This is a genomic window from Paenibacillus sp. DS2015, from assembly GCF_050433705.1.
GTDB lineage: Bacteria > Bacillota > Bacilli > Paenibacillales > Paenibacillaceae > Paenibacillus_AQ.
Genome location: NZ_JBNPWS010000037.1, coordinates 15,100 through 27,599, shown reverse-complemented (window position 1 = coordinate 27,599; position 12,500 = coordinate 15,100). Strand labels below are relative to the sequence as shown.

The 12,500-nt window shown below is 42.1% G+C and carries 12 protein-coding genes and 2 riboswitches; of the genes, 9 read left to right on the top strand and 3 right to left on the bottom strand.

The window, feature by feature from the left end; genetic code table 11:
- The first annotated feature begins 4 nt into the window (after nucleotides 1–4).
- The 3 genes from J2T13_RS22760 to J2T13_RS22750 all read left to right on the top strand — a co-directional run bounded on the left by J2T13_RS22760 (nucleotide 5) and on the right by J2T13_RS22750 (nucleotide 4,880).
- Nucleotides 5–2,053, top strand: coding sequence for a transglycosylase domain-containing protein (locus J2T13_RS22760; RefSeq protein ID WP_429374658.1), 2,049 nt, complete (start codon nucleotides 5–7; stop codon nucleotides 2,051–2,053).
- Between the two features lie 219 nt (nucleotides 2,054–2,272).
- A complete protein-coding gene (locus tag J2T13_RS22755; RefSeq protein WP_429374656.1) occupies nucleotides 2,273–2,677 on the top strand; it encodes an ArsR/SmtB family transcription factor in 405 nt (134 codons plus the stop codon).
- Nucleotides 2,664–4,880 carry a heavy metal translocating P-type ATPase gene (locus J2T13_RS22750; protein ID WP_429374654.1) on the top strand — a complete coding sequence of 739 codons (2,217 nt, stop codon included), beginning with the start codon at nucleotides 2,664–2,666 and terminating at the stop codon, nucleotides 4,878–4,880. The genes J2T13_RS22755 and J2T13_RS22750 overlap by 14 nt, the downstream gene beginning before the upstream one ends.
- 164 nt (nucleotides 4,881–5,044) lie before the next feature.
- On the opposite strand, the gene J2T13_RS22745 is transcribed toward J2T13_RS22750, so the two are convergent.
- Nucleotides 5,045–5,551: a YwhD family protein gene (locus J2T13_RS22745; protein WP_429374652.1), complete on the bottom strand. Its 507-nt coding sequence runs from the start codon at nucleotides 5,549–5,551 to the stop codon at nucleotides 5,045–5,047.
- Between the two features lie 148 nt (nucleotides 5,552–5,699).
- Here J2T13_RS22745 and J2T13_RS22740 point away from each other — a divergent pair, with 148 nt between their 5' ends.
- The 6 genes from J2T13_RS22740 (at nucleotide 5,700) to J2T13_RS22715 (ending at nucleotide 11,501) form a co-directional block, all read left to right on the top strand.
- Nucleotides 5,700–7,682 carry a M1 family metallopeptidase gene (locus tag J2T13_RS22740; RefSeq protein ID WP_429374651.1) on the top strand — a complete coding sequence of 661 codons (1,983 nt, stop codon included), beginning with the start codon at nucleotides 5,700–5,702 and terminating at the stop codon, nucleotides 7,680–7,682.
- 11 nt (nucleotides 7,683–7,693) lie between these two features.
- Entirely contained in the window at nucleotides 7,694–8,515 is an 822-nt protein-coding gene (locus J2T13_RS22735) for a hypothetical protein (protein ID WP_429374650.1), read from the top strand.
- 254 nt (nucleotides 8,516–8,769) lie between these two features.
- Nucleotides 8,770–8,908, top strand: a riboswitch (cyclic di-AMP (ydaO/yuaA leader).
- Between the two features lie 4 nt (nucleotides 8,909–8,912).
- Nucleotides 8,913–9,380 carry a C40 family peptidase gene (locus J2T13_RS22730; protein WP_429374649.1) on the top strand — a complete coding sequence of 156 codons (468 nt, stop codon included), beginning with the start codon at nucleotides 8,913–8,915 and terminating at the stop codon, nucleotides 9,378–9,380.
- Between the two features lie 264 nt (nucleotides 9,381–9,644).
- Nucleotides 9,645–9,783, top strand: a riboswitch (cyclic di-AMP (ydaO/yuaA leader).
- Nucleotides 9,784–9,786: 3 nt separating this feature from the next.
- Nucleotides 9,787–10,254, top strand: coding sequence for a C40 family peptidase (locus J2T13_RS22725; RefSeq protein WP_429374648.1), 468 nt, complete (start codon nucleotides 9,787–9,789; stop codon nucleotides 10,252–10,254).
- 249 nt (nucleotides 10,255–10,503) lie between these two features.
- Nucleotides 10,504–10,998 (top strand): GNAT family N-acetyltransferase, encoded by a 495-nt coding sequence (locus J2T13_RS22720; RefSeq protein ID WP_429374647.1) that lies wholly within the window; start codon nucleotides 10,504–10,506, stop codon nucleotides 10,996–10,998.
- Between the two features lie 146 nt (nucleotides 10,999–11,144).
- Entirely contained in the window at nucleotides 11,145–11,501 is a 357-nt protein-coding gene (locus tag J2T13_RS22715; RefSeq protein ID WP_429374646.1) for a c-type cytochrome, read from the top strand.
- A gap of 89 nt (nucleotides 11,502–11,590) precedes the next feature.
- Here J2T13_RS22715 and J2T13_RS22710 read toward each other — a convergent pair whose 3' ends face one another.
- A complete protein-coding gene (locus tag J2T13_RS22710) occupies nucleotides 11,591–11,899 on the bottom strand; it encodes a 4a-hydroxytetrahydrobiopterin dehydratase (protein WP_429374645.1) in 309 nt (102 codons plus the stop codon).
- A 148-nt stretch (nucleotides 11,900–12,047) separates the two neighbouring features.
- Nucleotides 12,048–12,341: a hypothetical protein gene (locus tag J2T13_RS22705; RefSeq protein WP_429374694.1), complete on the bottom strand. Its 294-nt coding sequence runs from the start codon at nucleotides 12,339–12,341 to the stop codon at nucleotides 12,048–12,050.
- Nucleotides 12,342–12,500: the final 159 nt, after the last annotated feature.

The following is a 12,500-nucleotide window of genomic DNA, read 5'->3' as shown; positions in this document are numbered from 1 at the left end:
TGTCATGTCGCAACAATCTCCTAAGCAACCTAAGCGCAAAAGAAAATTCATGATGATGATTAAGTTATTGTTCGGCATGACTGTCCTTGTTCTTCTAGTTGGCGCTATTTCCCTTGGTTATTTATATAACACGAATCTGCCTGTAGCTGATACGGATCGTAATTCTCGAATACTAGACAGCCAAGGTACCATTATGGCCACCTTCTCCACAAGTGGGCGTAGCTATGAACCTGTGACTTTAGATGAGATTTCTCCATTTCTAATAGATGCCACTCTTGCCGTGGAGGATCGGAAATTTTATGACCATTTAGGATTTGATGTCGAAGGAATGGGCCGAGCTATTCTAGTCAACCTTCAGAAAATGAATCGTTCTCAGGGAGCGAGTACACTCACACAACAGTTAGCCCGGAATTTATATTTAAGCCACGAAAAAACATGGTCACGTAAAATAAAAGAAGCCATGTATACGGCGCAACTGGAGATGAAATACAGTAAAGATGAAATTCTACAAATGTATCTTAACGAAATTTATTACGGTCATGGTGCCTACGGTATTGAAGCGGCTTCCCGCATGTATTTCGGAAAATCCGCTAAGGACTTGGACCTTGCAGAGAGCACCCTACTAGCGGGAATCCCTAAGGGACCTACTTATTACTCCCCATACAATCATATGGATAGTGCTATCAAAAGACAGCGTATTGTACTATCCACCATGGTCGAGACTAAGAGCATTACAAAGCAAGAATCAAATCAAGCAACACGCCAAAAATTAGTCATCAAACCTCAAGGAGAACACAAGACTATCGTGACGGCACCCTATTTTCGTGATTATGTACGGAATTTAGCTATAAACGAACTAGGAATCAGTGAAGAACAACTCGATCATGGTGGATTGAACATCTACACAACGTTAGATACTCATGCTCAGCAAGCCGCGGAAGAGGCCGTAGCTTCTGGCATGGACCCAGACAGTGAATTGGAGACAGCTCTGATCTCTATAGATCCTCGAACCGGATATATAAAAGCCATGGTGGGCGGTACAAATTATCAGACCAATCCTTATAATCATACACTAGCCACAACGCGACAACCTGGGTCAGCGTTCAAGCCTATCATGTACCTGACAGCCTTAACTTTGAAAAAAATGTCTGTGCTCACTACATTCAAGAGTGAGCCTACCTTGTTCCACTACGATAATAATCGCAAAACATATCAGCCAAGTAACTTCGGTGAGAAATATCTTGGTGAGATAAATATGCAGCAAGCTATCGCCGCCTCGGACAATATTTATGCAGTCAATACGATGATGACGGTAGGACCAGAACAGGTCATAGATTTAGCGCATAAAATGGGTATTGATAGCCCGCTTCAAGCAGTGCCTTCACTGGCATTGGGTACCTCTCCCGTCAGTCCACTTGAGATGGCATCTGCTTTTGGTGTCATTAGTAATGGCGGTATGCGTATGGCTCCTGTAGCTGTGCTCAAGGTGACGGATTCCACAGGAGAATTGATATATGAGGCAGAAGCCGTTCAAGGTAAAGCCGTAGTGGACCCTGCTGCTACCTATGTATTGACACATCTAATGGAAAGCGTGTTTGCGAATGGCGGAACAGGTAACCGCGTATCTTCCCTTATCAAACGTCCTGTGGCAGGCAAGACAGGCACGACAAATACAGATGCTTGGCTCGTAGGTTTCACACCAGAACTGGCAACAGCTGTATGGGTAGGCTACGATAAGGGCCGTGATATTGAGGATAGTGATGGGCGACGGGCTGCACCTATTTTTGCTCAATTTACGGAGAAAGCACTAGAGAACGTCCCACCCAAGATTTTTCCCATTCCAAGTCAAGTCGTTAGCGCCTACATCAACCCCGAATCAGGGCTACTTGCTACAGCAGATTGTCCTGAGAAAATATTGCAGGTATTTGTTTCCGGAACGGAACCAACAGCGTACTGCACGCTCCATGGCAATGAACAGCAACCTGCCAAGGAGAAGCTCATTCCAGAAGATCGCTCGTGGTGGTCCAATCTTAAGCAGTGGTGGATGGATTAATGACCCCCCTCCGAATCACGGAGCAGTCTAGAACTAGATCCGTAGTTCAGGCTGCTCTTTCTTTTCCCCCTGGCTTTTCCAACCTCCAAAATATCATTCACCTCTGAACATTCAAACCAATACTTGATTGTTGGTTTTTTTTAGGGTATATTAAATTTAACAATCAAACCATCGTTTGAATATAGTAAGTATTACTATTAGTGAAGGGGTCGCTATGATATGTCTAACATAAATACAACCAAAGATCAGAGTCATGACGATGAGGTCTGTGAAGTAACCTCCATAGATGCTCTTAAGACAGTCCAGCTTCAGAACGACATCAATGAAGAAGAAATTCTAGGTATGGTGGATATGTTCAAGGCTTTATCCGATCCTACACGTATGAAAATTGCTTATATGCTAGATCAGGCGGTTGAACTATGTGTATGTGATGTGGCAGCCGTATTGGGAAGTAGCATGGCAGCCACCTCTCATCATTTACGTACATTAAAAAACTTAGACATTACCATGTCGCGTAAGGATGGAAAGAATGTCTTTTATTCTTTGAAGGATGATCATATCAGAGTTCTAATTCGGATGACTTTAGAACATCAGAGGGAGAAGATGAACGATGAGCACAAATAGCAAAAGTAGTAGTGCTAACGAAGCGTTATCTCATGTGGAATATCCTGTACAAGGGTTGTCCTGTGCCAACTGTACTCGAGAAATACAAGAGCAAATTAATAAGCTTGAGCACGGCGCAGATGCTCGCCTAAGTTATGCCAACAGTAGACTAACTCTTCATCCTGAAGTCGACATAGTACGTGTCGAGCATATTTTGAAAAGGGATGGGGCACATCTTATCAAGACCAACGATAGCCATGCCAAGTCTAGTCATCATCACACAGATGCCTCAGAGCACGCACACGATCATGATCACGGGCATGACCACGGTCACGATCATAGTCATGAAGGAAATCATCTTATGAAATGGCTGCTTGGCATTGCGGCAGTCCTCTATCTTTCAACTTTCATTCTGAGTGGAATCGTATTACAGCCGGTAATCATTATCTCCTACATTATAGCGATCATATTTAGCGGATACTCCACATTCTGGCGCGGACTTAACAACCTTATTCGCTTCAAATTCAATATGGATACACTGATGACGGTTGCTCTAACCGGAGCCGTTGTTATCGGTGAGTGGCAAGAAGCTACACTTGTAGCTATCTTATTCGGCTTAAATGAAATACTTGAAGGTTATGGTATGGGGCGTGCTCGCAAATCGATGGAGGCTCTCCTCGCGTCGGCTCCCAAGGATGCAACCCTAATACGCAATGGAGAAACGGTTACGGTGCCCATCTCAAGCTTGCGTGCAGGTGACATGGTCCAAGTCCGCGCCGGTGAGAAAATCCCCTCAGATGGGTTCGTTCATGAAGGAACTAGTGCAGTTAATGAAGCAGCTATTACCGGAGAGTCCATCCCTGTTAGTAAAAAGCAGGGTGATCCTGTGTATGGGGGTAGTGTGAACGCAGAAGGTTTACTGACCATAGAAATTGATAAGGCTTATCAGGATTCTTCTTTAGCTAGAATCATGCACTTAGTACAAGAAGCTCAAGACAGTAAAACACCAACAGAACTATTCATTGATAAGTTCGCTAAATATTATACACCGGCTATTATGCTCATCGCTCTCATCGTTATCGTTGTACCTCCACTGTTCATGGGAGAACCTTGGATGAAGTGGGTATACCAAGGACTTGCTATTCTTATCGTCGGATGTCCTTGTGCACTAGTACTCTCCTCTCCAATAGCCTTAGTAAGTGGGATGACACGTAGTGCACGTAATGGCATTCTAATCAAGGGTGGCGTCCACTTAGAGCAATTAGGTAAGTTAGAAGCCATCGCCTTCGACAAGACTGGGACACTCACACAAGGCACACCCTCTGTCATAGAGGAAGTCGTCTATGACAGAGAACGGTTCTATGACGTAGCGGGTTCATTGGAGCAATCTTCCCTTCACCCGCTTGCCAAAGCGGTCGTAGATCATATTCTCAGCCAGCGTGGGACTAGTCGTTTCCCCGAAGCTAGCGAACTTACTACTTTACCTGGATCAGGAATACAGGGTGAGGTCAACGGAACCAAGTCATGGATGGGTAGTGAAGACATCCTGACACATATCTCGCCCGCAGATCCACAACGGTTAGACCAAGTACATCGTGATATAACTAGATTAAAAGAACAAGGTTATACCCTAGTGATTACTGCGGATCAGACCCATGTACTCGGAATATTCGGATTAGCCGATGAAATTCGTCACGAGACAAAGGATGTTATTAAGCAACTTCACCAAGCCGGTATTACACATACCGTTATGCTCACAGGAGACCACGAGCAATCTGCTCGAAACATTGCCTCCCAAGCCGGAGTTACAGATTACTTTGCGGGGCTACTTCCTGAACAAAAAGTAGATCAGATCAAAGAGCTCTCCTCTCGCTATAGAGTTGCTATGGTGGGTGACGGCATTAATGATGCGCCCGCACTTGCCACTGCCCAATTAGGGATTGCCATGGGCAAAGGAACAGATAGCGCTATTGAGACCGCCGACATTGTTCTTATGCAGGATCACTTAGGAAAGCTTCCGAATGCCATCCATTTGGCTAGACGAGTCAATCGAGTGATTGGCTGGAATATTGGTATCTCACTGACATTGAAGGCCATAGCCCTTCTGCTCACAATTCCAGGATTACTCACCCTTTGGATCGCAGTATTATCCGATATGGGTGCAACCATTATCGTTACCTTGCTAGGGATGTCCATCCTACTAGGAAAAGATAAATTAACTTAGATCAGAATTATAAAAAGCCTCAGTATCCACTTACAACGTGGACACTGAGGCTTTTTATATATCCAAGGATAGGCGACAAGCCGCCCTTCCCGCCCTTTGAGAGCTTCTTTTTTCCTCGTATATCGATGGAATATGAGAAAGTGTATACTCTCAACTATGATTAATTAACCCTCTAGTGCCTTTTTCAGATCATCAGAGGAAGCTTCCCACCATTCTTCATTACGAGAAATCAGCAAGTTTTTGAGAGCTGTCTTATCTTCTGCATTCAATTCATCTAATACAATTTTGCGCTTCAAGGCCGCATCCAGCTTGTTGACGTGATCCGCTAGAATTTTATAACCTCTGCGAGCTTCCGTATCAATCCACATCTCGCACGCTGTAGCCCCTCCATAGAGCTGCCCTTCTGCTGTGCGGTCCACCGCTACCCACACTACCCACACTATACGGCCATTCGGTACATCCTCGCGATTAGTAGAAAACTTAATGCCCTTCTCTACCTTACTCTTAGCATGAATAGCGCCCATATCCACCTTGGCTTCACCCTGGTCAATAATGACCGGCGATACACTGTTTAGGTCAATAGAACCTGCTCCAAAACCGGTGTGTTTACTTTTACTACTTACAATATTAAGGGCAATTTGTTTCTTGCCACTTTGTTCGTTATTATCCATTCCCTTTGACCTCCCACAAAACAGAAATTTGATCGTACATTTCTGTCTCCTACTATTCGTAATGGTTATTCATTTTATTTTAACTAATAATCAGCGAATTGCAAACATATACATGCTGTAGATGCTTGTCAACGGGAGGTATTCATGTATGGCTCCAGCCCGCACTAAAATAATTGTAGTTATTATTGTATCTCTATTGCTCCTCAGTGGTACCTTGTGGTCGACCCTTCTCGTGGACTCGCCCCAATTAGAGTCTGTGTATGCGCCCAATAAGGGCAAGCCTACAGTCGCAGCTACCCCACCCCCAAAGGAAAGTGTACAGCAACCTACTGCCGAAGTCCTTAGCAAACGTATTGTGGAGTACCATATCGATGTCTCCCTTAATCCTGAGGAAAAGCTACTAAAGGGTACGGAGACACTCACTTGGACTCATCCTGGTAAAAACATTGTAACTGAGCTCTATTTCCACCTGTACCCTAATGCCTTCTCGTCAAAAGAAACCACCTTTATGAAAGAATCTGGCGGCAAGCTTAGGGGCGATACGATGCCAGCAGACGGGTACGGTGCTATGAACCTTACCAACATTCAGACAGCAGATGGCCTATCGCTCATGCACCGTATTCAGTATGTACAACCAGACGATGGCAATAGCAAAGACTCCAGTCTCATTAGAGTTCGACTTCCAAGACCCATCAAGGGTGGAGAAAGTATCACACTTAATTTGAATTTCGAAGTAAAGCTTCCTAAAATATTCGCACGTATGGGGATTGCGGATGACTTCGTCATGGCAGGACAATGGTTTCCTAAAATCAGCGTATATGAACCCCAAGGTATGCGTGGTCGTGCTACTGAAGGTTGGAATCTTCATCAATACCATGGCAATTCTGAATTCTACGCTGATTTTGGTATCTACAATGTTAAAATTCACGTACCCAAAAATTACATTGTGGCCGCTACTGGATTTCCGACCCAAACTGCCAAACTTAAAGGTAACATGAAAGTTTATCAATTTTATGCTGATGATGTACATGATTTCGCTTGGTCGGCCTCACCTAATTTCATCGTTGCTGAGAAGCCCTTCTCCTCTCCAGAGGTACCTGGGGTACGAATTAAATTGTACTTAGATCCAGCCCATGAAGATATGAAGGAGAGGTACTTCTATGCGGCTGAGGCTGCTCTAAAGTATTTCAGTAAATGGTATGGGTCCTATCCCTATTCAACCTTATCCATTGTAGTCCCGCCTGAAGCTGGTAACGGGGCAGGCGGTATGGAATATCCAACACTTATTACAGCCTTCGGAGCCAAGAATGACTCTCCTGGCTACGAACTAGAGCGAACCGTTATCCACGAGATTGGTCATCAGTATTTCTATGGAATGATTGCAAGTAACGAGTTCGAAGAAGCTTGGTTAGATGAGGGATTCACATCTTATGCAGAAGATAAACTCATGGAACAAGAATATGGTGTCATTCCTAATCTTGCCATTCAAGCCGCCATTATCTCTGCTCCTGCTCCACTCAACCAAGAATCCTGGAAATACGAATCCCCAGAACACTACGCCAAGAATGCTTATTACCGCGGTAAGCTTGTATTGAAGGGAATTGAGCAGCAAGTAGGAACACCAACCATGGACAAAATCATGAAAACATATGCGATAAAGTACCGTTTCGGTCATCCTGCAACCCTAGACTTCCAAAGAGTCTTAGAACAGGTTACTCATACTTCGTGGCAATCCTATTTCAACCAATATGTATACGGTAGCCAAATGACCGATTTCGCCATAAACAAAATTACTGTAGAGAAAAAGAAGGCAACAGGACCTCTTTATGAATCTGTCGTCACCGTAGATCGGCAAGATGGTCAGTACCCTAATATACCGATACTCTTCCGCTTTGCCGATGGTCACTCTATCCATAAGGTATGGACAGGGAATGGAGATCATATTCAGTTCAAGCTACAATACAAATCTCCTCTGGCATGGGCCATGATCGATCCTGAATACACCCTTGTACTTGAGAATAACCATATTAACAACTATATGAAGGTAGATGACGACCACAAGATTGTATCACGCTTAAACATAAGCATCACCAAGCTAGTGGAAACATGGCTTGGAAGTCTGTCCTGGTGAGGTGAGAGCTGGTGAGGAACAATATCGCCAATGGCTGGAAAAGTGTTAAAGACCAATTTTACGTTGTAATCATTCTATTTTTATACCAGTTAATCTGTGGGTATTTTCTATACCGTTTGGTTCAATCGGCGGTAGTCCCTTTATTCCTACGCTATCCTGACCCACCACCGAATGAGTTGAGTAAGATTCTTTTCTATGTAGAAGGACAACTGAGTCTAACCAACAATGAAACTGTCCATTCCTATCTTTGGATCTTATTAGGTATGCTACTCTTACGAATGATACTTACACCACTTATTCATGCAGGAATCCTTTACGGTCTTCATAAAGAAAGAGTTGGAGAGCCTGGGCTTTTCTTTTTCAAAGGTATTCAACAACTTTGGAAGCCGATGGCGCTACTCTATTGGATAGAGATCGGACTTGTATTGATTCCAGCTTACTGGGTCATTCCTAAATTATATGATATTGGTCTTACTGGATTTCTATCTCCATCCATATGGATTCAAGCCGTGCCCTACATGCTCGCTTGGTATGTATACCGATATATTATCCATCAATTGATTCTCTATGTTCAGTTCGGAGTAACCGGTCGCGCCGGAATCCTGTCCTCCATTCGAATCTGTCTTCGATACACGCTATCTGTTATGGGTATATCTCTCATTCTAGGCCTCAGTTGCATATTACTGTTCAGCCTATTCACAGGTATGTCCCTCTGGTGGACCGGATTAATTGGTCTTATTATCCAACAGGCCTATCATTTCATTTCCTGTCTGTTTAAATTATGGGGAATCACTGCGCAATTTGATTTATGGTATAACAAGAAGTTCCGATGACTTCACAAAAAACTATTTTTAAGAATATATGAAAAAATAGTTATTAAATTTTTGTCATCACTCCAATCCCTTGATATAGGAAAAACCCCCCCTTTTTTCGTGAAATAAGGGGGGGTTTTTCTATCTTTTTTTGCTTTAACCGTTTGCTAAACCTTAGATCCTCTGTTAAAATGATCCCAGTTGGTTTTAGTAACAACTTTGTAATCTTTATGACACTATTATTGTAGACGACCGCCATTTCATTACTTTCAGGTGCACGATAAAGGCCAAATTCCTTGGCACCAGGAAGCGGGGGATCCATTAAATGGGTGAATTGATCTCGCATTAGAGGGATCATAGGGGACCTTCAACCGAATCCTTAAGCTAACCTCGCAGGCATTGGAAGGGGAAAATGTAATTGAAGAAGAAATTATCCGCTGCAGCATTGAGCGTGGCACTCGCATTAACTATTGGAACTGGAAGCGTATTTGCAGACTCGAAATTGAACACAGCCATTCAACCCACTATCGGAGTTAGTTATAAAACCGCGGGTACCACTACAAACGGATTTGACTGCTCTGGTTTTACCAGATATGTCTTTCAGAAATTAGGTGTAAATCTCCCTCGTCAGTCTGCATCGCAATATCAGATGGGTACCTCTGTATCGCGTAATCAGCTGAGATCTGGAGACCTTGTTTTCTTTAATACCTCCGGAAGAGGTGTGTCCCATGTTGGGATATTTGTTGGAAATGGTAAATTTGCACATGCCTCTTCATCACGTGGTGTCATGATTAGCCCTCTTAGTCAAAGCTATTATGCCAACCGCTACGTGGGTGCCAAACGTGTTATGAGTACAGCTAAGTATCAAGCCACTGCGTATAACTAACCTTTATAATTAGGCTCACAACTGAGACTTTTGCCGAAGTCTCAGTTGTGGGTTTTTTCTTTTATTACATACAATAACGTAATAAATTACAAAAAGGTTTCAATTTTTGTAACTAATCCATAAATTTTTTTAATAATATTCATAGAAACAATTGCCAAACTACTAATCCTTTGTTACAATAGTCCCAGTTAGATTTTAGTAACAACTTTGTAATAAGTATTGTAACAACTTATCATTGATGTATACGTTCTATCAATTATAGTGTTAACAAATCAGCCGAATTCCCGTAAACTCGGGAAGCGGGGGAACCAGTAGTGGGTGAATTGATCTTGCATCAAAGGGATCATAGGGGACCTTCAACCGAATCCTTAAGCTAACCTCGCAGGCACCAGGAGGAGTCATATTGTTGAATAAGAAATTAGTATCTTCAGTTATGGGTTTGGCATTATTATTTACTATTGGAACAGGAAGCGCTTTCGCAGATTCTAAATTGGATAAAGCGATTGCTCCAACAATTGGAACTAGTTATAAAGAAGCTGGAGTCAGCACAAACGGCTTCGATTGCTCCGGGTTTACAATGTATATTTTTGATAAATTAGGTATTAACTTACCTCATCAATCCGGTTCCCAATACAACATGGGTACTTCTGTAGCCCGTGATGATTTACGCGAAGGCGATCTAGTATTCTTTAATACGAATGGAAGAGGCGTTTCACACGTCGGAATTTATGTTGGAAATGGTAAATTTGCACACTCTTCTTCTTCTAGAGGGGTAATTATTAATTCACTTAGCGAGAGCTACTACGTTTCTAAATACGTTGGTGCTAAGAGAATTATGAGTACTGATACATACAATGCCGTTGCCATTGATTAAACCATTCATTTGACCCTACGCCCGAGAATTGAGATTTCTCTAAATCTCAATTCTCGGGTTTTTCTGTCTAGTTTTATGTGCATCATTTAGTGCTGATCCAAACATACTATAAAATTTAAGCTTAATCTTTATTACCCCGCTACCTAAGAATTAAACATCCACCACATCTTCAATTGTAAATATGTATATATCACAAGTATTTTCATGATGATAACCCTGCCTACCCATATAACAAAGGAGATTCTACTCATGAGCCATAAAGATTACCCATTTATTGTGCTTCCTATGGAAATTAGCCATGCCAAATCTATTTGCGAATGGAAGTTCGCTCCTCCTTACAATATATATGGATGGTTACCATGGGAACAAATGGAGCTACTTGGTATTGAGTTTGGAGACCCTCTCCTACGCGCAACTCAATATCTCTCAGTAATGAATGAATCCGGAGATCTTTGCGGATTCGCACAGTTATTTCCACTAGAAGGAGTGACCCGATTAGGAATCTGTATGCACCCTGATTTATGTGGTCAGGGAAAGGGTAAATCTTTTGTACTATCCATTGTTCACGCTGCATTGTTACGCGAGCCCCACGACGAGATTGATTTAGAGGTGCTCACTTGGAATAAACGTGCTATTCAAGCCTATATCAAAGCGAATTTTATTATTACGGATTGTTATGAACGACTTACTCCTGAAGGTATTAAAGACTTTTACTGCATGGTTTATCAACTAAATAATGACTAATTATATGACAAATAGCACTAATCCGTGAGTTGTTTGGTATAATCAAGAAGATAATTGTTTCTTTTTTGTCACAAACGCTATGCTCTAAGGATTTGTTCCGTTATAATAAATACATTAGTTTACATAGAAAGAAGGGACGAATAAGTATGCAAAAATGGATCATGAGCGGTTTGTTTTTCGCCGCGTGTGCTATAGCTCTGGTACTTATGTTCACACTACCAGGTAAAGAAGAAATAGCAGAAGAAGAGAAACCAGCCATGCCTGTGGTGACATTAGATGCGGGTGCAGCTGAAACATTGGTTAAAGCCAACTGTATTAGCTGTCATGGCGATCAACTGCAAGGTTCGGTAGGACCGAATTTACAGAACATCGGAGCTACACTATCCGCGGAACAGATTTACAATATCGTTTCTAAAGGTAGCGGAATAATGCCGGCTTTCAAAGATCAATTAAAAGATGAAGAAATTGCTAACGTTGCTCTTTGGTTATCCGAGAAGAAGTAATCGCTAACATTCATAGAAGAAACGGGCATCACTCCAATAGGAATGATGCCCGTTTCTTCTATATATAACTATCTTTTCCTCTGTTCTTCTTATTTCACTCTTTCATTACCACACATTTTCTCAAATGATTCATTATATTGTTGCGCAGTTTTGAAATCGAGAGCCGTTAGTTCGCCTTCACTCCAGGAGGTGAGACGTAACATAACCGTTGTATAATCAATATGAATTGAGGGATGATGATCAAACGCTTCGGAAATCGTCGCAACTTCGTCCACAAATGCAATGCCCTTCATAAAACTTGAGAAAACGTATTTGCGTGCAATCCAACGCTCCTCTTCCAGCTTCCATCCATCTAATGTACTTAATTGGGCTTCAATTTCTTCCTTCACATAAGCCATTTATATTCCCTCCGCTTCCGACTAACTTCGCCCTACCTAAGTTTGCTCGACGATTACAGAAATAACCTTCTGACATTATATTCGTATAACTATTTATTCATACATACCTGCATTCTTTATGAATTTATATAGAATTAGCTATGAGGAATTAAATCAAAGAAACAAAAGTTATTTCCTCTTTGCCTATCAGAACATTAATTCTGTGGATATCACAATCATAGATCACCACACCACTTCCAACGTTTATCATAGAATCTGTACCCAATCCGTAAAATAAGTCTTCTGCTAGTGCCTCAAGGACCTCTTTCTTCCCCTCCTCAGGAAGCTGTTCCCACTCATCATGCTCCATTTCAAAAAACTCGTAACAATCTGTGATTTGGCTTACTGCTGTTGAGAATTCCTGCAAAATATCATCATAATTTCTTCCATGTTTTACACCCACATTTACGCCTCCATTTGCTATCTTTATATTACATTTACCACTCATTTCATTATACTAGAAAATATGCCTAAAAAAAAAAGTCATTTCTGTCGATAAACAATATAATGCGTCTCTTGTGCGACAGTCCATCTTCTTTATTTCCAATTGACAGCATGAAAG

What these genes read in the sequence shown, in the direction of transcription:
- J2T13_RS22760 (WP_429374658.1), top strand. Translation starts at nt 5, where the DNA reads ATGTCGCAACAATCTCCTAAGCAACCTAAGCGCAAAAGAAAATTCATG.
- J2T13_RS22755 (WP_429374656.1), top strand. Translation starts at nt 2,273, where the DNA reads ATGTCTAACATAAATACAACCAAAGATCAGAGTCATGACGATGAGGTC.
- J2T13_RS22750 (WP_429374654.1), top strand. Translation starts at nt 2,664, where the DNA reads ATGAGCACAAATAGCAAAAGTAGTAGTGCTAACGAAGCGTTATCTCAT.
- J2T13_RS22745 (WP_429374652.1), bottom strand. Translation starts at nt 5,551, where the DNA reads ATGGATAATAACGAACAAAGTGGCAAGAAACAAATTGCCCTTAATATT.
- J2T13_RS22740 (WP_429374651.1), top strand. Translation starts at nt 5,700, where the DNA reads ATGGCTCCAGCCCGCACTAAAATAATTGTAGTTATTATTGTATCTCTA.
- J2T13_RS22720 (WP_429374647.1), top strand. Translation starts at nt 10,504, where the DNA reads ATGAGCCATAAAGATTACCCATTTATTGTGCTTCCTATGGAAATTAGC.
- J2T13_RS22715 (WP_429374646.1), top strand. Translation starts at nt 11,145, where the DNA reads ATGCAAAAATGGATCATGAGCGGTTTGTTTTTCGCCGCGTGTGCTATA.
- J2T13_RS22710 (WP_429374645.1), bottom strand. Translation starts at nt 11,899, where the DNA reads ATGGCTTATGTGAAGGAAGAAATTGAAGCCCAATTAAGTACATTAGAT.